The sequence below is a fragment of the Terribacillus sp. JSM ZJ617 genome, from assembly GCF_044383785.1.
Classification (GTDB): domain Bacteria; phylum Bacillota; class Bacilli; order Bacillales; family Amphibacillaceae; genus Terribacillus.
The window spans coordinates 541,385-561,661 of sequence record NZ_JBISEQ010000002.1 but is presented as its reverse complement, the minus strand read 5'-3'; the positions used below and the strand labels follow the sequence as shown (position 1 = coordinate 561,661).

The 20,277-nt window shown below is 45.5% G+C and carries 24 protein-coding genes; 20 read left to right on the top strand and 4 right to left on the bottom strand.

Translation table 11 applies throughout. From position 1 onward, the window contains the following. The first annotated feature begins 113 nt into the window (after positions 1-113). Positions 114-1,241 carry a M20/M25/M40 family metallo-hydrolase gene (locus ACH6C1_RS09070; RefSeq protein ID WP_374076483.1) on the top strand — a complete coding sequence of 376 codons (1,128 nt, stop codon included), beginning with the start codon at positions 114-116 and terminating at the stop codon, positions 1,239-1,241. A gap of 81 nt (positions 1,242-1,322) precedes the next feature. Continuing rightward, positions 1,323-2,555: a DNA polymerase IV gene (locus ACH6C1_RS09065; RefSeq protein ID WP_374076481.1), complete on the top strand. Its 1,233-nt coding sequence runs from the start codon at positions 1,323-1,325 to the stop codon at positions 2,553-2,555. 9 nt (positions 2,556-2,564) lie between these two features. Here ACH6C1_RS09065 and rnz read toward each other — a convergent pair whose 3' ends face one another. From rnz to ACH6C1_RS09050, 3 genes are read right to left on the bottom strand one after another with little or no spacing between them, the layout of a single operon-like run. Further along, positions 2,565-3,500, bottom strand: coding sequence for a ribonuclease Z (rnz, locus tag ACH6C1_RS09060; protein ID WP_374076479.1), 936 nt, complete (start codon positions 3,498-3,500; stop codon positions 2,565-2,567). Positions 3,501-3,519: 19 nt separating this feature from the next. Further along, on the bottom strand, positions 3,520-4,542 hold the full coding sequence (gene namA / locus ACH6C1_RS09055) for an NADPH dehydrogenase NamA (RefSeq protein ID WP_374076477.1): 1,023 nt from the start codon (positions 4,540-4,542) through the stop codon (positions 3,520-3,522). Positions 4,543-4,564: 22 nt separating this feature from the next. After that, positions 4,565-5,302: a glycerophosphodiester phosphodiesterase gene (locus tag ACH6C1_RS09050; RefSeq protein WP_366247095.1), complete on the bottom strand. Its 738-nt coding sequence runs from the start codon at positions 5,300-5,302 to the stop codon at positions 4,565-4,567. 79 nt (positions 5,303-5,381) lie between these two features. On the opposite strand from ACH6C1_RS09050, the gene ACH6C1_RS09045 reads away from it, so the two are divergent. From ACH6C1_RS09045 to ACH6C1_RS09035, 3 genes are read left to right on the top strand one after another with little or no spacing between them, the layout of a single operon-like run. Continuing rightward, the gene (locus ACH6C1_RS09045; RefSeq protein WP_374076475.1) at positions 5,382-7,001 is read left to right on the top strand and encodes a M20/M25/M40 family metallo-hydrolase; all 1,620 of its coding nucleotides are present in this window, start codon (positions 5,382-5,384) and stop codon (positions 6,999-7,001) included. Between the two features lie 39 nt (positions 7,002-7,040). Then, complete coding sequence (locus ACH6C1_RS09040; RefSeq protein WP_374076473.1) at positions 7,041-7,829, top strand: SDR family NAD(P)-dependent oxidoreductase; 789 nt, start codon at positions 7,041-7,043, stop codon at positions 7,827-7,829. Between the two features lie 13 nt (positions 7,830-7,842). Next, positions 7,843-8,211 carry an iron-sulfur cluster biosynthesis family protein gene (locus tag ACH6C1_RS09035; RefSeq protein WP_374076471.1) on the top strand — a complete coding sequence of 123 codons (369 nt, stop codon included), beginning with the start codon at positions 7,843-7,845 and terminating at the stop codon, positions 8,209-8,211. 14 nt (positions 8,212-8,225) lie between these two features. Here the strand turns inward: ACH6C1_RS09035 and ACH6C1_RS09030 are convergent, their stop codons facing one another. Continuing rightward, positions 8,226-9,146 carry an aldo/keto reductase gene (locus ACH6C1_RS09030; protein WP_374076469.1) on the bottom strand — a complete coding sequence of 307 codons (921 nt, stop codon included), beginning with the start codon at positions 9,144-9,146 and terminating at the stop codon, positions 8,226-8,228. A gap of 125 nt (positions 9,147-9,271) precedes the next feature. Between ACH6C1_RS09030 and ACH6C1_RS09025 the strand changes: the two genes are divergently transcribed. The 15 genes from ACH6C1_RS09025 to spoVAC all read left to right on the top strand — a co-directional run bounded on the left by ACH6C1_RS09025 (position 9,272) and on the right by spoVAC (position 20,277). Further along, on the top strand, positions 9,272-9,820 hold the full coding sequence (locus ACH6C1_RS09025) for an NUDIX hydrolase (RefSeq protein ID WP_374076467.1): 549 nt from the start codon (positions 9,272-9,274) through the stop codon (positions 9,818-9,820). A 66-nt stretch (positions 9,821-9,886) separates the two neighbouring features. Continuing rightward, complete coding sequence (gene spoIIM / locus ACH6C1_RS09020) at positions 9,887-10,522, top strand: stage II sporulation protein M (protein WP_374076465.1); 636 nt, start codon at positions 9,887-9,889, stop codon at positions 10,520-10,522. Positions 10,523-10,630: 108 nt separating this feature from the next. Beyond that, a complete protein-coding gene (gene fur, locus ACH6C1_RS09015; protein WP_095222605.1) occupies positions 10,631-11,122 on the top strand; it encodes a ferric iron uptake transcriptional regulator in 492 nt (163 codons plus the stop codon). 161 nt (positions 11,123-11,283) lie between these two features. Continuing rightward, complete coding sequence (locus tag ACH6C1_RS09010) at positions 11,284-11,493, top strand: DUF4227 family protein (RefSeq protein WP_095222606.1); 210 nt, start codon at positions 11,284-11,286, stop codon at positions 11,491-11,493. Positions 11,494-11,498: 5 nt separating this feature from the next. After that, a complete protein-coding gene (xerD, locus tag ACH6C1_RS09005; protein WP_095222607.1) occupies positions 11,499-12,383 on the top strand; it encodes a site-specific tyrosine recombinase XerD in 885 nt (294 codons plus the stop codon). A gap of 24 nt (positions 12,384-12,407) precedes the next feature. Next, positions 12,408-13,592 (top strand): phosphopentomutase, encoded by a 1,185-nt coding sequence (gene deoB, locus ACH6C1_RS09000; protein WP_374076462.1) that lies wholly within the window; start codon positions 12,408-12,410, stop codon positions 13,590-13,592. A gap of 2 nt (positions 13,593-13,594) precedes the next feature. Beyond that, on the top strand, positions 13,595-14,419 hold the full coding sequence (locus ACH6C1_RS08995) for a purine-nucleoside phosphorylase (RefSeq protein ID WP_374076460.1): 825 nt from the start codon (positions 13,595-13,597) through the stop codon (positions 14,417-14,419). A 15-nt stretch (positions 14,420-14,434) separates the two neighbouring features. Continuing rightward, entirely contained in the window at positions 14,435-15,736 is a 1,302-nt protein-coding gene (locus ACH6C1_RS08990) for a pyrimidine-nucleoside phosphorylase (protein ID WP_374076458.1), read from the top strand. 107 nt (positions 15,737-15,843) lie between these two features. After that, the gene (locus tag ACH6C1_RS08985) at positions 15,844-17,004 is read left to right on the top strand and encodes a D-alanyl-D-alanine carboxypeptidase family protein (RefSeq protein ID WP_374076456.1); all 1,161 of its coding nucleotides are present in this window, start codon (positions 15,844-15,846) and stop codon (positions 17,002-17,004) included. A gap of 99 nt (positions 17,005-17,103) precedes the next feature. Further along, positions 17,104-17,460, top strand: a complete 357-nt coding sequence (gene spoIIAA, locus ACH6C1_RS08980) for an anti-sigma F factor antagonist (protein WP_093728299.1) — start codon at positions 17,104-17,106, stop codon at positions 17,458-17,460. Then, a complete protein-coding gene (spoIIAB, locus tag ACH6C1_RS08975) occupies positions 17,457-17,900 on the top strand; it encodes an anti-sigma F factor (protein ID WP_095222613.1) in 444 nt (147 codons plus the stop codon). Before spoIIAA ends, spoIIAB begins: the two co-directional genes overlap by 4 nt. Positions 17,901-17,909: 9 nt before the next feature. Further along, positions 17,910-18,665: an RNA polymerase sporulation sigma factor SigF gene (sigF, locus tag ACH6C1_RS08970; protein ID WP_374076453.1), complete on the top strand. Its 756-nt coding sequence runs from the start codon at positions 17,910-17,912 to the stop codon at positions 18,663-18,665. Positions 18,666-18,778: 113 nt separating this feature from the next. After that, on the top strand, positions 18,779-19,402 hold the full coding sequence (locus ACH6C1_RS08965; protein WP_095222615.1) for a stage V sporulation protein AA: 624 nt from the start codon (positions 18,779-18,781) through the stop codon (positions 19,400-19,402). Beyond that, positions 19,383-19,799, top strand: a complete 417-nt coding sequence (locus ACH6C1_RS08960) for a stage V sporulation protein AB (protein WP_095222616.1) — start codon at positions 19,383-19,385, stop codon at positions 19,797-19,799. The genes ACH6C1_RS08965 and ACH6C1_RS08960 overlap by 20 nt, the downstream gene beginning before the upstream one ends. A 16-nt stretch (positions 19,800-19,815) precedes the next feature. Continuing rightward, positions 19,816-20,277 (top strand): stage V sporulation protein AC, encoded by a 462-nt coding sequence (gene spoVAC / locus ACH6C1_RS08955; RefSeq protein ID WP_095222617.1) that lies wholly within the window; start codon positions 19,816-19,818, stop codon positions 20,275-20,277.

Genomic DNA, 20,277 nt, shown 5'->3' with positions numbered 1-20,277 from the left:
TTTATTATGCTTGGCCAATGGAATGGAGCCCCCTTATCTGTTTATGTCCATTGTACAGGGAAGCGGGTAAGGGGACAAGGAGAAACCAATAGATAGAATAGGAGTACATAATCATGATAAATATAAATGAAAATCGTTTAGTTGAAGAGTTCTTTGAATTGGTTCAAGTTGACTCGGAGACAGGTAACGAGAAAGAGATTGCTGAAGTGTTGAAAAGAAAATTCACTGAACTAGGTGTACAAGTGCAAGAAGATGACTCAATGGCGAAAACCGGCCATGGAGCAAATAACTTGGTTTGTACCTGGAAAGGGAATGTCGAATCCGCTGAAACAATCTATTTTACTTCTCATATGGATACAGTGGTTCCCGGTCAAGGTATCAAACCACAGATCAAAGACGGGTACATTACGAGTGACGGAACAACGATTCTCGGTGCTGATGATAAAGCTGGACTGGCTGCTATTCTTGAAACAATCAAAGTTTATAAGGAACAGGAGTTGCCTCATGGCACTGTTCAATTCGTGATAACAGCAGGTGAGGAAGCTGGTCTTATTGGAAGCCGCGCGCTTGATTCATCCCTGCTCACTGCTTCGTTTGGGTATGCCATTGACAGTGATGGCCCTGTTGGTGACATCGTTGTTGCAGCACCAACCCGTGCCTCTGTGCTTGCAAAAGTATATGGCAAGACTGCGCATGCAGGTGTGGCACCTGAAAAAGGAATTTCAGCCATCACAGTAGCTGCCAAAGCAATTTCTAAAATGCCGCTTGGTAGAATCGATGATGAAACTACTGCGAATATAGGCAGATTCGCTGGAGGCAAACAGACGAATATTGTTTGTGATTTTGTCGAAATACTGGCAGAAGCTAGGTCGCTTGAAGCAAGCAAAATGGAAGCACAAGTACTGAAGATGAAGCAGGCATTTGAACAAACAGCTGAAAGTATGGGTGCACGTGCGGAAGTAGAAATCAAAGTTGAGTATCCAGGCTACAAACAAAAAGCTGGCGACCGTGTCGTTGAAGTAGCTCGCACAGCTGCGAAAAGCATCGGGCGTGACAGTAACCTTACAAGAAGCGGCGGCGGCAGTGATGCAAACGTGATTGCGGGCTTCGGTATCCCGACTGTCAATCTGTCTGTCGGCTATGAAGAAATTCATACGACCAATGAACGCATACCAGTAAGCGAATTGGTTAAAACAGCTGAAATGGTTGCTAGCATCATCCGTGAGGTTGCGAACAGTTGATAATAGGAGGCTCATGCCTCCTATTTTATATGTAAACATGTTATAATAAGAACGACAGTTCGCATTGAGAGGAGGGACAGCATGCAGCCAAAAGGAAGGGCGATTTTCCATGTGGATATGAACAGTTTTTATGCTTCGGTTGAAATGGCATTCGATCCATCACTCCGCGGAAAACCGCTTGCCATCTGCGGAAATCCTGCCGAGCGGAAAGGTATCGTCGTAACCAGCAGCTATGAAGCGAGGAAGAAGGGTGTTCGTACGACGATGACACTTTGGGAAGCTAGACGCCTATGTCCGGAATTGCTCGTGCTGCGCCCAAACTTTGAACGGTATCGGAAAGCATCCAGTGAAATGTTCAAAATCCTGCAGGAAGTGACGCCAGTCATTCAACCGGTTTCCATAGATGAAGGATATATGGATGTGACGGATTGTGCCCATTTGGGATCTTCGTTGGAGATCGCCCAATCGCTTCAGGAGCGTATCATGAAAGAGCTGGATCTACCTTGCAGTATCGGGATCGCTCCGAACAAATTTCTTGCAAAGATGGCTTCGGACATGAAGAAGCCGCTTGGTATCACAGTATTGCGAAAGCGGGATATACCTGAGCTGCTATGGCCGCTTCCAATCGAAGAAATGCACGGGGTCGGAGAGAAGACTGCAGAAAAGATGCGCTCACTCGGTATTAAGACGATTGGTGACTTAGCTCAAAAGGACATCTACCAGCTGAAACGTGTTTTCGGTGTAAACGGGGAGAGGCTGGCTAATCGGGCCAATGGCTTAGATGACAGACCGGTCGATCCAGAAGCAGTGCACAGCTTCAAAAGCATCGGGAGCTCGCAGACGCTTCCGCACGATACGACAGATGATAAAGAATTGGATAAACTTCTGCTGGATTTGTCCAAAAGTGTGGAAAAACGGATGCATAGGAAGGAAGCAATCGCAAAAGGTATTCAGCTGATGATCCGTTATCATGATCGTAAGACGATCACGCGCAGTATGAAACTGCCAAATTTCTTGGAATCGGCGCATGACGTATTCAGTCATGCGCAGTCCTTGCTGCAGAAGCATTGGAACGGGGAACCAATCCGTCTGTTAGGGATCAGTGTATTTGATGTGGCAGAGAAGAAAGAAGTCGGGAAACAGCTTGATTTGTTCACATATGAAAAAGAAGCATCAAAAGAGGGGTTATATCAAGTAATCGACCAGCTGACAGCAAAGTTTGGGAAAAATCCTTTCCGTACTTTACACTCATCGTCGTCAGATAGCATGAGGACAAGCTTTCAAAAGGATTTTCTTGATGACTATACAAAATAGCAGCGATTCTTATGAATCGCTGCTATTTTTTGGTATATCAAAAACGCGCATATCTTCTGCTAGCTCTGTTTCCAGAAAAACAGTCCGTGCTTGTTCTGTCAATATCTGTGCATCGTCTTGATGATATCGTGCAGATATATGCGTCAGGATTAATTTTTTAACATTTGCATCTCTGGCCAAGCTTGCTGCTTGTATAGCTGTAGAGTGCCCGTAAGCCTTCGCCATTTCCGGTTCATCTGCTGAAAAGGTTGCCTCATGAACGAGAATATCAGCATCTTCCACAGAGTCCTTAAGCTCTGGCAGATAGGTTGTGTCACCTAAAATAACTATTTTCCTGCCTGGCTTATCCGGACCGACAACATCCGATCTTGTGATCAGCTGCCCATCAGGCAATTCAGTGATTTCCTGATCTTTGATCAGGCGATAAATCGGCCCGGGGGAGATGCCCATTTGTCTGAGCTTGTCCACTTTAAGTTCTCCTTGCACGGCTTTTTCCTCCACAATATATCCGAGACATGGAATACCGTGGGAAAGCTTAACAGCATCGACTGTCCAGCCTTCATCCTCGAAAATTCGCCCGGGCTCAATCTCATGGATGATGAGGGAACTTGCCACATTACTTCCGCTGACACGCAAGGAGACTTCGATAAATTCCTTGATGCCTTGCGGGCCGTAGACTTCCAGCTGTAGGTCGGACTGCTGGAACGAACGGGTTGATAACAAACCAGGCAATCCATATATATGATCCCCATGCATGTGGGTGATGAAGATTTTTTCGATTTTACCCGGCTTTAACGGTGAGTAAAGCAGCTGATGCTGGGTAGCCTCGCCGCAATCGAACATCCAGACTGCTTGCCGCTCCTGTGGCATTGACAAACAGATGCTCGTCACATTCCGATCTTTTGACGGCAATCCTGCACCTGTTCCAAGAAAATGTAATTCCATAATAAAAAGCCTCCTGCAGTTACCAGCCTCGTTTATACATGGCTGGTGCTTCCAATCTATAATTCAGCTGTTCGGCAGCTTCGAGCGGCCAATAAGGATTTCGCAGCATAGCGCGCGCAATGAAGACAAGATCGGCGCGTTCATTTTGCAATATTTCCTCAGCCATTTGTCCGTTTGTAATCAAGCCGACAGCAGCAGTATCGACAAGAGCATGCTTCCGTATCCGTTCTGCATGAACTACTTGATAGCCCGGATACACAGTGGATGGACCATCTGGAACGACTCCCCCTGTGCTGCAATCGATTAAATCGACACCTTGTCGTTTCATTTCAATGCTGTAGTAAATGAAATCATTTATACCGTTTCCACCTTCTGCATATTCATCAGCTGAAATACGGACGAACAATGGACCATCCCAAGCCTGTTTGACCGCATCGAGCACTTCTCGGAGAAAACGGTACCGATTTTCACGAGCTCCGCCATAGGCATCAATTCGCTTGTTTGTAAGTGGAGATAGGAACTGATTGATTAAATAGCCATGAGCAGCATGGATCTCAATTACATCGAATCCTGCTTCCTTCGCACGAATTGCAGCCTTACGATAAGAATCGACCAATTCGTTTATCTTTTCTTCTGTCAAAGCTTCCGGTGCGACGGATTCGCCATCCCACGGCAAATTACTTGGTGCGACAATTGGATCTTCCGCTCTTGATTTCCTGCCGGCATGACCAAGCTGGATGCCGCTTTTGCTGCCATGCGCTTGAATTCTTTCACTGATGGTGCGAAGTCCTTCTATATGTTCATCAGACCAGATGCCAAGATCCTGATCAGAAATTCTTCCTTCTGGTGTAACAGCCGTAGACTCCAAGAAAACAAGTCCAGCTTGCCCAATCGCCCTGCTTTCATAATGGGTGATATGGAAAGGAGTGACTTTGCCATCTTTTTCTTCGACGCTGTACATGCACATCGGGGAGACGACAATGCGATTTTTAAAGGTACAGTTTTTGTATGTGATTGGTTGAAATAATTTAGGTGTAGCCATTGTAGGACCTCCGATTGTTTGATTAACTAGTGATATAGCCCTTTTGCAATTCTAGTGCACGATCTGGCACATCCGAGATGATAACATCACATTTCGCTTCAAGAGCACGTAGTATATAAACTGGCTGGTTGACTGTATATACCCGAATCGGTACATTATGCTGCTCGCACTCTTGAATAAGTTTTTTGTTCAGCAAACGGTATTTTGGGTGTAAGGCTTTCGCACCGATTTCTTCCATCAATGAAAAAAGCTGACGGGGACGCCTTGAAGTAAGGAAGCCTGTATCTATACCATCATCCAGATCAGATATACGACGGATAGTATCCGCGTTAAAGCTTGATATGATCGTCCTGTCTTTCATTCCATGATCCGAAAGGCGCTGTAAGACGATTTCCTCGATACCAGGGTATGGATACTTATTCGTTTTCAGCTCCAGATTGAGTAGCATAGGAGTCTTTTTGATCCATTGCAGAAACACATCTAATGAAATGATTCTTTCACCAGCATAGTCGCGTGAGAACCAAGCTCCAGCATCCGCCTGGAGCAATTCTTCATATGTAAGCTTCCGAATCAAACCACGTTTATTGGTCGTGCGATTGATGCTTTCATCATGAATGATGACTGGAATTTGGTCTTTCGTCAGCTGCACATCGGTTTCGATGCCATCAGCCTGCATCAGTTCTGCCAGCCGAAAAGCGGCCATCGTATTTTCCGGTGCATATTTGCTGGCACCGCGATGTGCAAATATTTTGGTAGACATGGTTTCACCCCGAACTTGGACGTATAGTTGAATTGTGCGAGAAAAACTGGCAAAAGTCAATTTGAAAGGACGTGCATGCATGAAACAGTGGCAATCGAAGGACGAATTAATAGCACTACTGGCAGAGCTTGTTGAAATCGAGAGTATTACAGGTTCTCCAGAAGAAATCCGTTTTCCGGAGCATGTTCATGCCCTTTTGGAACAAAAGCTTTATTTCCAGCAGAACCCAGCTCATTTGCAGCTTCATCCGCTGAAGGACGGCCGTCAGCTCCTCACAGCATTAGTTAAGAAATCTGACAAAAAAGATACTATTATCTTGCTCAGTCACTTTGATGTCGTCGGAACAGAGGATTTTGGCACCTACCAGCATCTTGCCACAAAGGTGCATGACCTGACTGCGGCTTATTTGAATGATGAAGTGGAGCTGCCTTCTTATATAAAAAAGGAAATGCATCAGGGAGAATGGCTCTTTGGCAGAGGAACGATGGATATGAAAGCTGGTCTGGCAATCCATCTTTCTATGCTGGAACGCGCGATGGATGCTGCGTTCGACGGAAATATCCTATTGTTGACTGTGCCCGACGAAGAAGTGAATTCTGCCGGAATGCTGCGCGCACTTGAAATTTTGCAGCAGCTGCAGACAACTGAGGAGCTGGTATACAAATTATGCATGAACGGAGAACCTGTGTTCAGCAAATACCCAGGTGATACAGGTAATTATATGTATAGCGGATCCATAGGAAAAGTGCTTCCAGGTTTCTTTTGCTATGGTAAGGAAACGCATGTTGGTGAACCGTTTGGTGGTTTGAATGCTAATCTGATGATCAGTTATTTGTCACAGGAATTGGAGCTTCAGGAATCCTTCATAGAAGAAGTGGACGGAGAAGTGACTCCGCCGCCAGTTAGCTTGATGCTGCGCGATTTGAAGGAAGCATATTCTGTGCAGACGCCTGTATCTGCAGTCACGATGTACAACGTATTGTTTTTAGAACAATCCATTCAAGAGATCAATATGAAATTAAAGCAAGCAATGGAGCGAGCTGCTAGGAAAATAGAGACACATTATCAACAGAAAGCAAATCTTTCTGCGGCTAAATCGAGTGCTTTTCAGCCAATAGCTTTCCAAATTAAGACTATGTTTTATGAAGAACTTTATGCGCATGCGGTCAAACGGTTCGGGAAGGCGGAAGTGGAAAGAAGACAAAACAGGCTCGTAACGACGCGTAAGGAAGGGGACCGGGATTTTTCGACTAAGCTTGTGAAAGAGCTGGTTAGCATGTGTCATGATCTGGCACCTGTCATCGTTCTTTTTTACAGCCCGCCATTTTATCCTGCGGTTTCCTCTAAAAAAGATCCCTATGTAAGGCAATTGATTTCTAATATCCAATCAGAGGCAAAAGCGACCTATTCGGCTGATCTGAAAGAAGTACAGTTTTTCCCGGGTCTTTCAGATTCAAGTTTCATTGGCAAGCCTACATCGCGTACAGCGATACAGGATTTGATATCTAACATGCCGCTGCAGCAGAAAGGCTTCACTTTGCCAGCTGACTTGATGGAAGGGCTGCAAATGCCAGTGCTTCATTTAGGACCATACGGTAAGGATGCACATCAGTGGACAGAGCGGCTGGAAGTGACCTATAGTTTTGGCAAGCTGCCTGACTTGATGGAAAGTGCCATCCGGTTTGCTTTCCGTACATAATCATCCTGTAAGAAGGGTAAACAGAAAGAGGTACTGCATATGGGAGCAAGTAAGAAAAGCCTGTTGATAACAGGAGCCTCAAGCGGCCTTGGAAGGGAACTGGCCGTTGAAGCTGCGGCTGCCGGCTATCAATTGCTGCTTGTTGCAAGATCCGAGGAAAAGCTAAAACAGTTAGCTATTGAGCTGAAAGAGCGATTCCAGATAAATAGTACGATTTACAGGGCGGATCTGAATGACCCTGAAGAATGGCGTACTGCATTGCTGCAGATTGTAAGGGAGAATCAGCATATTGATGTATTGATCAATAATGCGGGAGTGGGGTATTTCCGTCTCTTTAAAGATACAGATCAAATACAGATAGAAACGATGATGCGAGTCAATTCCCTGGCAGCTATGGAGGCTTCAGCAGCCATACTGCCAGGTATGATGAAGCAGGGGGCAGGACATGTAATCATGATCGGTTCGATGGCTGGTAAAGTAGCCACGCCAAAAGCTGCAGTATACGGTGCAAGTAAACACAGCATCATCGGCTTCAGTAATGGACTGCGCCAGGAGCTGAAGCCATATGGGATCCATGTGACGACTGTTAATCTAGGACCGATGGATACAAACTTTTTTGACACAGCTGATCCGAGCGGAAGATATCGCCAGGCGAGCGCCCGTTATATGCTGCAGCCTGATAAAGTAGCTCGTAAAGTCATCTCAAGCATCGGGAAGAACAAGCGTGAAATCAATCTGCCTGGCTGGATGGGCATCGGAAGTAAGGTGTATCAGCTGGTGCCGGGAGTGGCAGAGAAATTGCTCGGCGGTCAATTCAACAAGAAATAAGGAGGAACATAACATGAAATTAACAATCACAGACACAGCCTGGGAAAAAGTACAAGCATTGCGGGAAGAGGCACATCGATACCTGGTTTTATACTTTGATACGGTAGGAGTAGGATGTAAATCGAATGGCATTCCGACAGTCCGATTTGCTGAAAAACCGCGCTCTAGGGACATCGAGGTGGAGAGCGAGACAATACCGGCATTGGTGGATAAGCAGCAGGAGGTATATTTCGCCGAGGAAGTGAAGCTGGATTTCAGTAATAATGTGTTCCGTCTATCCAGTAAAGAAGGATTTTTGAATGCATTGATTCCGCAGGCACATCTGACACATACTGATTTTCTAGATGAAGAACCGGAAGCTGGCAGGGGAGATTCCTGCTGACTTCCGGTTTTTCTTTATCGGTGGCTCGTATACTGAATTGACCGGGTGACTTGCTGAAGCAAATCGTAAGTTTCATGAGATAATGGAACAGTGGAGAGTGCGGCATTCTGCTTTACCTGATCCAATGAACTTGCTCCCATAACGGCACTAGCCAAAGCAGGATGCTGAAGAACATAACGCACAGCTAGAGAGGTGACGGAGGTATCCTCCTGCTCAGCCAGCCCACGCAGTTTTTCGCTTGCAGCCAGCAGCTCGTCGTATGTGTGTGTCAAATAGCCATCTGCTCCTTTTTGTTTTACCTTTTCACTGGCGTTGTCACTCAGCATGCCTTTAGCAACACTGCCGCGCGCAAATACACTGATTTCGTTATCTGCCAGTAAATCAAGTACTTGTTCCTCTGGGCGTCTGTCCAGCAAGCTGTACTGCATCATGACGCTGATGATATTCGACCGTTTGACATATTCACGGATGACATTCGGTCGAATGGAAGAAATACCGTAATAGCGGATGAGTCCTTCTTTTTTCAGCGTTTCGAATGCATCAATTGTCTCGTCAATATCATCCTCCATCGTTCCGCCATGAAGCTGATAGAGGTCTAAATAATCCGTTTGTAACCTGCGAAGGCTTTCTTTGATCTGCGAAACAATATATTGCTTGCTCGCATCCCAATGCCACGACTCGCCTCCGGGATCCAGCCGGTTCCCGACTTTGCTGGCAAGGATCACTTTGTCTCGTCTGCCTTTGAAAGCTTTACCGACAATCTCTTCATTTTTGCCTTGATCATATAAATCTGCTGTGTCGAAATAATTAATACCTAAATCATGCGCTTCGTGAAGCAGCCGTATTCCTTGCTGTTCGTCTGTACCGATGCTCATCGTCCCGAATGAGATTTCAGAAACTTGAAGATCAGAAGTGCCTACTCGTCTTTTCTGCATCAAACAGTCCCACCTTCCTTTTTTTCCTACGTGTTTAGTGTAAGCGTAAGCAGTTCAGCAGACAACTTATGTGTCCTGGTCAAGCTATGGTAAGATGGAAGAAGCGATATAAAGGAGTGTACATAATGAAGAAATTCGAAGAAAAGACAATCGATACATCCGCCATCTATGAAGGAAAGGTGATTTCCTTGAGAGTGGATACAGTTTCCTTGCCGGACGGGAATACTTCCAAACGGGAATTGGTTAAGCATCCTGGCGCTGTAGCTATCATTCCTATAACAAGAGAAGGAAAAATCATATTTGTCGAGCAATACCGTAAAGCGCTGGAAAAATCGATAATTGAAATTCCGGCAGGCAAGCTGGAGCCTGGTGAAGAACCGGAAGTGACAGCAGTAAGAGAGCTTGAAGAAGAGACAGGCTATACAACTCAAAAATTAAAAAAACTTGGCTCCTTCTATACATCCCCAGGCTTTGCCGATGAATTGCTTCATGTATACGAAGCTGATAATCTCGAGCTCCTTACCCAAAAGGTAGCAGGTGATGAGGACGAATTTGTCGAGCTGATGGAACTGACGCTTGAGGAAGCGGAGGAACTTGTAAAAGAGGAGCGGATTCATGATGCGAAAACTATGTATGCTTTGCTGCATCTCCGCTTGAAACGCGCTAGTAACTAACAGTTCTATCAGACAAGCTTCCGTCATAGATTCTAGTAACTAGACTAGAATACGGAGGCAGATAAGATGAAAAAGCGGGAGTTCATTCTCTTTCATCATTTAAAACAGCATGCAACAAGTTACTTGTTCATGCTTGTACTATTCCTGATTGGAATCATATTCGGTGCGATTGTTGTCAACAGCATGAACTTTACGCAAAAGGAAGACTTGTTTTACTATTTGGAACGATTCTTCGCACAGCTTCAGCAAGGACAGGTGATCAGCAAGCAGGAGATCCTCCAGTCGAGTTTTCTCGCCCATCTCAAGTTTCTGCTGTTTCTGTATGTACTTGGCCTGTCCATCATCGGGATACCAATCATCTGGATGCTGCTGTTCAGCAAAGGACTGATGATGGGATTCAGTGTAGGATTCCTTGTCAACCAGCTGGGATGGAAAGGCCTGATCCTTGCAGCAGCAGCTGTTGCTCCGCAGAATTTAGTAGTCATTCCGCTTTATCTCATAGCGGGCACTAGCGCGATGCTATTTTCTGTTACACTTTTGCGTAAGCTCATCGCCAAACGGTCACCATTATCATTAAGACGCTATTTTTTCCAATACAGTACCATTTTCCTGATGCTTATTGCAGGGTCTGCTGCAGCATCCATCATGGAAACATTCCTTGCGAACCCGCTTCTGTCAATGCTTGTTAATGATTTGCTGTGAGTGAAACTAATAAGAATGATTATAATTAGCTGTTTATAATAATTATAATTTGACACCTTTTTCGCAATCAGTATATAATAAGTGTGGGATTACGAGGGAGGAATTCACTTGGAACACCGCATTGAACGCATAAAGAAGCAATTACATGCGCAGAGCTACAAGCTGACACCGCAGCGGGAAGCGACGGTACGTGTGCTGCTGGAGCGAGAAGAGGACCATTTAAGCGCTGAAGACGTCTACCTCCTCGTAAAGGAAAAGGCACCGGAAATCGGTTTGGCTACTGTATACCGTACACTGGAATTATTATCAGAATTGAAAATTGTTGATAAAATAAACTTCGGGGACGGCGTTTCCCGCTATGACCTTCGCAAAGAAGGGGCAACGCACTTCCATCACCACCTTGTCTGCATGGAATGCGGATCCGTTGAGGAGATTGATGAAGACTTGCTGGAGGACGTAGAGAAGATTGTCCAGAGTGATTGGGGATTCAAAGTAAAAGACCACCGGCTTACATTCCACGGTATCTGCCGCGTCTGTCAGGCTAGTGAGAAGGAAGAAGAGCTCGAAGCAGCCGCTGTGCAAGTGAATCGAACATCATAAGCAGATGAAGCCTTTCCAAGTATATGGAAAAGGCTTTCTTTCGTTTCACTAACCAATTTACAAAACAACGGGAATGAGGTAACGTTATCCTGTACGTATAAATTCCGCTTTCTTTGGCATAGTCTGTTACAAAGACAAGTCTCAAGAAAGGGGAAATGTACATGAAGCGGTTCGTCTTCGACACTTGTAAGCTTCTGCTCGTATTTGTAGCCTGCTCCGCATTCTTCTATTTTGGATTGCGATTCATCCATAGTGAATACGAGAGCTATCACCGTTATGACCCTCCAGAGGGTAATGCAGTGAAAGTAGCAGCAATGGAGCAGGAAAGTCTAGTGGATAGGATGACGTTATTTTTCCGGTTAGGAGAGTAGGATACATGCAAGAAGCGCTGGATGATTTTATCCATTATCTGCAGATCGAACGGGGTCTTTCGGAGAATACACTGCAATCCTACGCCCGAGATCTGCGTACATATGCAAGATATCTCCAGGAAAATGAAGTGAAAGAGTGGGCACAAGTGACTCGCGCCAAGCTGACTGCTTATTTGCGCTGGCTGCATGATGAGGGGAAATCAGCTGCGACGATAGCACGTACATTATCCAGCATTCGACTCTTCCATCAATTTATGCTGCGCGAATACGGACTGAAGGAAGATCCGAGCATACATATCGATACACCGAAGAAAGAACGTAAGCTGCCGAAGATACTTTCTTCCGATGAAGTAGACAAGCTGCTCACATGTCCAGGAACAGATATATTGACGATCCGGAATCGTGCGATGCTGGAAACACTTTACGCAACAGGTCTGCGGGTTTCAGAGCTATTGGCATTGGAACTGGATGATCTTCATCTGGAAATGGGCTTTGTCCGCTGTTTCGGGAAAGGATCGAAGGAACGGATCGTCCCGCTTGGGGATATGGCCAAGGCGAGACTGGAAGACTATTTAAACCGGTCCCGTAAAATGCTGCTGAAGTCCAAAGCAAGCGACATCTTGTTTGTGAATCATCATGGAAACCCATTATCGCGACAAGGATTTTGGAAGGTATTGAAACAGATAGCCCGGGAAGCTGGGATACAGAAAGAAATCACCCCTCACACACTGCGCCATTCATTTGCGACGCATCTGTTGGAGAATGGGGCTGATTTGCGTGCTGTTCAAGAAATGCTCGGTCACGCAGATATCAGTACGACACAGATTTACACGCATGTGACAAAAACAAGACTGAAGGATATTTACAAAACACATCATCCTCGGGCTTGAGCAATAAACTAGGAGGCATTTAACTTGGATTTCAAACGCGTATTTCTTATAGTAATGGATTCTGTCGGCATCGGGGAAGCACCGGATGCGGAAGCTTTCGGTGATAAAGGAGCGGATACGCTCGGCCACATCGCTTCTCACCGCGGCGGATTGCAAATGCCGAATATGGCAGCACTTGGTCTTGGCAACATTCGAGAAGTAGAAGGTATACAAGCTGTCAAACAGCCAAAAGCTTTCTATACAAAAATGCAGGAAGCATCAAATGGCAAGGATACAATGACTGGACACTGGGAAATTATGGGCCTTCGTATAGATCAGCCTTTCCGCACGTTCCCGGATGGTTTTCCAGATGCGTTGCTTGATGAACTGAAGCAGCGGACTGGTCGCGGTATCATCGGAAATAAACCAGCTTCCGGTACGGAGATATTGGATGAGCTCGGTGAACAGCATATGGAAACGGGCGATATGATTGTATATACGTCTGCTGATTCCGTTTTGCAAATCGCTGCCCATGAAGATATCATCCCGCTAGATGAGCTGTACAAAATCTGTGAAATCGCTCGTGAAATGACATTGGATGATCCCTATATGGTAGGACGTATCATCGCTCGTCCATTCATCGGTAAACCAGGCGCTTTTGAACGTACTTCGAACCGCCATGATTATGCTTTGAAGCCTTTTGGCAGAACGACGATGAATAGTTTGCAGGATGCGAAATTCGATGTCATTGCATTAGGAAAGATTTCCGATATTTACGATGGCGAAGGCGTGACAAAGTCCGTCCGTACAAAGGACAATGATGATGGTATGACGAAGATTGTCGAAAGTATGGATGAAGACTTTACAGGCATCAGCTTCCTGAACCTGGTCGATTTCGATGCAAAATACGGTCATCGCCGCGACCCTGAGGGCTACGCACAAGCGCTGGAGGATTATGATAAACGGCTTCCGGAAGTACTTGATAAACTGAAAGAAGACGATTTGCTTATTATTACAGCTGATCATGGTAATGACCCTGTTGCTCCTGGGACAGACCACACACGGGAATATGTGCCATTGATTGCTTACCACACTGGAGCGGATCAAGGTGAGGAATTGGAACTGCGCAATACATTTGCAGATATCGCTGCAACGATAGCAGATAATTTCGGTATCGAAATGCCAGAGCACGGAACTAGCTTTTTACAAGCATTGAAAAAGGGGAAATGAACATGCAGGCAGAAGCAATCAAACAGGCAGCAGATTATATTAAAGAGAAATTGACTGCCACACCTAAGATAGGTCTCATTCTTGGATCAGGGCTTGGAGTACTGGCTGATGAAATCACAGAATCGACAGTTGTACCTTATGGTGATATTCCAGGGTTCCCAGTATCGACGGTCAGCGGACATAAAGGACAGCTTGTCATCGGCAAGCTGGAAGGGCAGGATGTAATTGCTATGCAAGGCCGCTTCCACTTCTATGAAGGGTATCCGATGGAGCTAGTAACTTTACCTGTCCGTGTAATGAAGGCTCTTGGTGTACAAGCATTGATTGTCACCAATGCAGCCGGCGGCATCAACGAAAGCTTCGAGCCGGGCGACTTGATGCTGATCACAGATCATATCAACAATATGGGAACAAATCCGCTTATTGGACCAAACGACGAAGATCTGGGAGCTCGTTTTCCGGATATGTCTTCTGTCTACAGCAAAGAGCTTCTTGGCTATGCGCGTGAAGTAGCGGCTAAAATCGGTCTTGGAGTGAAGGAAGGCGTTTATGTCGGCAACACAGGTCCTTCTTATGAAACAGGTGCCGAAGTGCGGATGCTCCGTGTTTGGGGCGGAGACGCTGTGGGTATGTCTACGGTTCCGGAAGTGATTGTTGCAAGTCATGCAAAAATGGAAGTCTTGGGTATCTCCTGTATCTCCAATATGGCAGCTGGTATCTTAGATCAGCCGCTTACGCATGATGAAGTAATCGAGACAACGAGTCAAGTAAGGGAAGATTTTCTTCGTTTCGTAAAAGAAATTGTCAAGCAGCTTCCAATAAAATAAAGCAGGTGAACGGATATGAGAATGGTTGATTTAATTACAAAGAAAAGAGACGGCGGCACGCTCTCCAAAGAAGAGGTAGCCTTTTTCGTCCATGGTTATACAAAAGGAGACATTCCTGACTATCAGGCCTCTGCCTTCTTGATGACTGTCTATTTTAATGGCATGACAGAAGAAGAAACAGCTTGGCTGACAGAAGAGATGGCCAATTCCGGTGAAACATTTGACCTTAGCAGCATCGAAGGTAAAAAGGTCGATAAACATAGCACAGGCGGTGTAGGAGACAAAATCACCTTGATTACTGGGCCGCTAGTCGCCAGCATCGGAATTCCAGTTGCGAAAATGTCAGGCCGCGGTTTGGGTCACACTGGCGGGACATTGGATAAACTTGAATCCTTCAAAGGCTTCTCAATTGATTTGAGCCGCGAGCAATTCATGGGATTGGTGAATGAAAACAAACTTGCGGTTGCGGGTCAGACGGGCAACTTGGCACCCGCTGATAAAAAGCTATATGCGCTGCGTGATGTTACAGGCACGGTTAACGCGATTCCGCTAATCGCTAGTTCCATCATGAGCAAAAAGCTGGCATCTGGTGCGGAAGCGATCGTCCTGGACGTGAAAACAGGATCTGGTGCTTTCATGAAATCATTGGATGACTCCAAAAAATTGGCGGAAACAATGGTTAAAATCGGGAAGAACCTCGGTCGACAGACTGTAGCAGTCATTACGGATATGAACCAGCCGCTCGGTTTTGAGGTTGGAAACAGCAACGAAGTAAAAGAAGCAATCCAAGTATTAAGCGGCGAGAAGATAACAGATCTACGTGAAATTTCCGTTGAATTGGCAGCTCATATGGCGCTTTTGGCTAATAAGTTCTCAAGCTACGAGGAAGCACGTAAGCATCTGGAAGCCTGCTTGGATAACGGAACTGCACTAGCAGCTTTCCGTACGTTCATTGGGGCTCAGGGCGGCGATACAGCGCTTGTCGATAATCCGGAGCTTCTCCCTCAGGCGGATCATCATATTGAGGTCAAAGCACCTGCTGCTGGCTTCGTTCACAGTATTGATGCTGAAGGAATCGGAACGGCAGCGATGTACCTAGGGGCTGGCCGTGCAACAAAAGACGATGACATCGATCACGCAGTTGGTATCACCCTGAAGAAAAAGCAAGGAGATGCTGTTGAGCAAGGCGAAACGATAGCAATCCTGCATGCGCGTGATGCACAAGCTGCTGATTCTGTAAGTAAAGTCTTGGCTTCATATACAATCAATGCAGCGCAGCCAGAAAAAATGGAACTGATTTACGACGTCATTTCCTAATGTTAAAGCAGTCCTTTTGAAGGGCTGCTTTTTTTGTGTGCAATTTATTAATAAATCATTTCATTTGGGAGAATCTAACTGTATTACCGTAAACGGAGGAACCTTAAATGAAAAAAATGAGTCTAGTAAGTTTGCTTATCGCGTTCGTTATCAGTCTTATGGCGTTGCCGCCACAGACTTTTGCTGCAAAACAAGAGGAGAAGACAGCTAAATCATCCATCTTGATCGAACGAGATACCGGTCGTGTCCTGGCGGGTGAGAATATGGAGGAACAACTCCCCCCTGCCAGTATGACGAAGATCATGACGATGCTTTTGATTATGGAAGAAATCGAAGTCGGCAAGCTGCGATATGATGAAAAAGTCAGAGCGAGTGAGTACGCAGCGAGCATGGGCGGCTCACAAATTTTCCTTGAACCTGGAGAAGAAATGACAGTGAAGGATCTCTTAAAAGGTGTAGCTGTTGCATCAGGTAACGATGCAAGTGTGGCATTGGCGGAGAAGATCGCAGGTACCGAGGATGGATTCGTCCAAAAAATGAACGAGAAGGCAAGAGAACTCGGACTGACTCATACGAAGTTCCAAAATGCTACCGGTCTTCCAGCAGAAGATCACTATTCGACAGCTAAGGATATGGCATTGATGGCCAGAGCATTGCTTGGACATGAAGAAATCACTGAATTCACAAGTATTTATGAAGATTATCTGCGCAAGGATTCTGACGATCCATTCTGGCTTGTCAATACGAACAAGCTCGTGAAATTCTATCCCGGAGTCGACGGCTTGAAAACCGGCTTCACGAGAGAAGCAAGATATTGTCTCACCGCAACTGCAAAGAAGGATGGGATGAGGGTGATCGCGGTCGTAATGGGTGCCGAGTCTCCTAAACAGCGTAATAATGAAGTGTCTCAGCTGCTCGATTATGGCTTTAACCAATACACAGTTAAGCAGCTTTACAAACAGGATCAGACTGTGGCCAAGCTTGATATGCTGAAGGCTCGCGATAAGGACGTTCCAGTTGTGACAGCCTCACCTGTATCGCTGCTTGTCAAAAAAGGAGAAAATCTTGGAGAATTGTCTTCGAAAATCGTATATAAACCAGAGCTCTCCCTTCCTCTGAAAGCAGGGGAACAAGTAGGTGTGCTGGAAGTAAAGGCTGATGGAAAACGTATTTCTTCAACGCCGCTTATCATGAAAGAAGATGTACCAAAGGCGAGCTATTGGCTGCTGATCAAACGCAGCTTTGATGATGTGGTGAAATTCCGCTGATTCTGACTAAGATCTACGAGTTTCTTCTAATTTTGTCACTCGAAAGGTATTCGCCTTTTTCTGCAGAAATCTATATGCAGACAAGGGAGGAGAAAAGCTATGGGGTTGACAGTTGATTATGAATTGAAGGAATCCATCTTGCTGGCACGTCTAAACGGGGAGCTCGATCATCACACAGCGAGCGAATTAAAGGAAAGCTGGCAGCTTGCCCTGCAGCAGCCTGGAATCAAGCATATGGTCCTGAATCTGGAATCTCTTTCATTTATGGATAGCTCGGGTCTAGGTGTCATTCTCGGCAGATATAAAGAATTGAAAGCAGAAGGAAGGGAAATGGTCGTCTGCAGTCTGACACCGGCTGTAGACAGACTGTTTCAGCTATCCGGTCTATTCAAGATTATCCGATTTGAAGAAAATGAGCGCTATGCGCTGGAAACTTTCGGGGTGGTATTATCATGAACACGAATATGATGCGGTTCTCTTTTTCAAGTCAAAGCAGGAACGAAGCTTTTGCCCGTGTAACAGTAGCATCCTTCGTATCTCAGCTGGACCCGACAATGGACGAGCTTACCGAAATCAAAACAGTCGTATCTGAAGCTGTAACTAATTCCATCATCCATGGCTATAATTCAGATCCAGATCAGATGATTACAATAATTTGTACATTGTCTGATGATGAAGTGGAATTGATCATCCAGGATGAAGGCGTCGGTATTCCGGATGTCGATGAAGCAATGGAACCCCTTTACACATCAAAGCCTGATCTGGAACGCTCCGGTATGGGTTTTACCATCATGGAAAATTTCATGGATCATGTGTATGTGCATTCTGCTGAAGGTGAAGGCACAACAGTAACGATGAACAAGCAGTTCAATCGAAGCAAAGCCATGAGTCAGTAGGTGGGGCAGATGGATGTATATTTGAAACAGCAGAAGGTAAAAGAACAATTGACCGATAAGCAAGTAAAAACATACATCCAGTTAAGTCAGAATGGTGATAAAGAAGCAAGGGATATCCTTGTTGAAAGAAATGTACGGCTCGTCTGGTCTGTCGTCCAGCGTTTTATAAATCGCGGCTATGATCCGGATGATTTGTTCCAGATCGGCTGTATCGGATTAATCAAATCGATTGATAAATTTGATTTGTCATATGACGTTCGATTTTCGACATATGCGGTTCCGATGATCATCGGTGAGATTCAGCGCTTCATTCGAGACGATGGCAGTCTGAAGGTTAGCCGATCGCTGAAAGAAACAGCTAATAAAGTAAGAAAGAAAAAAGAAGAAATGACAAAAACGCTCAATCGAGTACCCACTATCCAGGAAATTGCCAAGGAGCTGGAGTTGGAGCCGGAGGATATCATCCATGCGGAAGAGGCTGCAAAGCTGCCTCATTCGATTCATGAGACTGTTTTCGAAAATGATGGAGATCCAATCACCTTATTGGATCAGATTGCCGAACAAGATGATAACTGGTTCGATAAGCTTGCCTTGCAAGAAGCGATCCAAGCACTAGGTGAAAGAGAGCGTCTTATCGTGTATTTGCGTTTTTACAAAGATCAGACGCAATCGGAAGTATCCGAACGGCTTGGAATTTCCCAAGTCCAGGTTTCCCGGCTTGAAAAGAAAATATTGGCTGCCATCAAAGAGCAGCTGGAAAAGTAGCTTTTGCACCTTGTGCAGAAGCTTTTTTTATTGCCTGTAATTACCAGCATGTTTTCCTTCGCTTTTCCCATACTAAGTACAGAAACCCTTCTTCATAGGAGGAGAGGTGCATTATGCCAGCTATTGTATATATCCGGTTCATCCGGAAAATCACTACTGATCCAGAATCTGTGATCAAGCTCAAAGATATCGCACATATCGCAAATGCAGGAGACTATAAGGAGCGCATGCTTGATACGGTCATCCACCGGATTACAAAGAAAGACAGCAATATTGTTGTCCTCGATTGCTTCTCGGTCTTCCAGCAGCTGATGAAGCTATTCCCTGAGCATGAACTGCAGCTGATCGGTGCGGAACAGACCATTGTCCATGTCCAGCATACAACAAAACGCATTGTATGGCCGCTCGTCATTCTTATCTGGCTGCTTTTGTTCATAGGATCGGCAATGACGATCATGAATTTCCATTTTGATGTTGCGATGGAGCCGGTGCAGCAGCAAATCCATTTCTTATTGACAGGGGAAAGGCTTGTGCATCCGCTATGGCTCCAAATTCCATACAGCATTGGCATCGGAGTAGGGATGATTCTCTTTTTCAACCATGTATTCAAAAAACGTTTGAATGAAGAGCCTAGCCCGCTTGAGGTGGAAATGCACAAATATCAGCGTGATATGGATGTTTATGTAGCTTATCACGAAAACGAATTGGAACAGCAGCATGTGGATCGCCATAGTTGAATTGGTGATTGGACTCAGTGCCGGGCTAGCAACTGGAGCAGGATTTGTCGCATTTTTGACTGTACTAGGTATTATCCCAAGGTTGGTGCAGCTAAGTAAAACCCATCATTTCCTGATTTCTTATGAAGCAGGTGTAACTGCCGGTGCTTTTGCCGGAACTATTCTTTCCTTCCACTATTTCCATTTTCATGCGCCGATTCTGCTGATCACGCTGTGGGGTCTTTTGCATGGAATATTTGTCGGAATGCTTGCTGCGGCTCTGACAGAAGTATTGAATGTATTTCCGATACTGACTAGACGAATCGGTCTGGATGGCAGTCTTATCTGGTTCTTCATGGCAATCGTCCTGGGGAAAATCACCGGATCCTTGTTCCAATGGCTTTTACTTTCCTATTAATCAAAGAGGTGACATCATGGATTCCAAGTTCAAGAAAGAAAATTACAGCAATACAGCGAAAACGTATTATCCGAAAGTCCCCTACGTGAGAAATTGTTTAAAAGCTTTCTTTGTCGGCGGTTTTATCTGTCTTATTGGAGAACTGCTGACTAAATTTTACATGCAAGTTTTTGATATGTCCCAGCAGGAAGCCGGAACGCCCACTGTCACAACACTGATACTTATATCTGCGATATTGACAGGGCTCGGGGTCTATGACCGAATCGCACAATTCGCCGGCGCAGGATCAGCGGTTCCGGTAACCGGATTCGCCAATGCCGTGACCAGTGCTGCCTTGGAATATAAATCGGAAGGGTATGTGCTCGGAGTAGGTTCCAATATGTTCAAACTTGCTGGCAGTGTTATTGTATTCGGGGTTACGTCGGCTTATATCGTCGGAATCATCCGGTATGTATTCAGCCAGCTGATTGGGGGATAA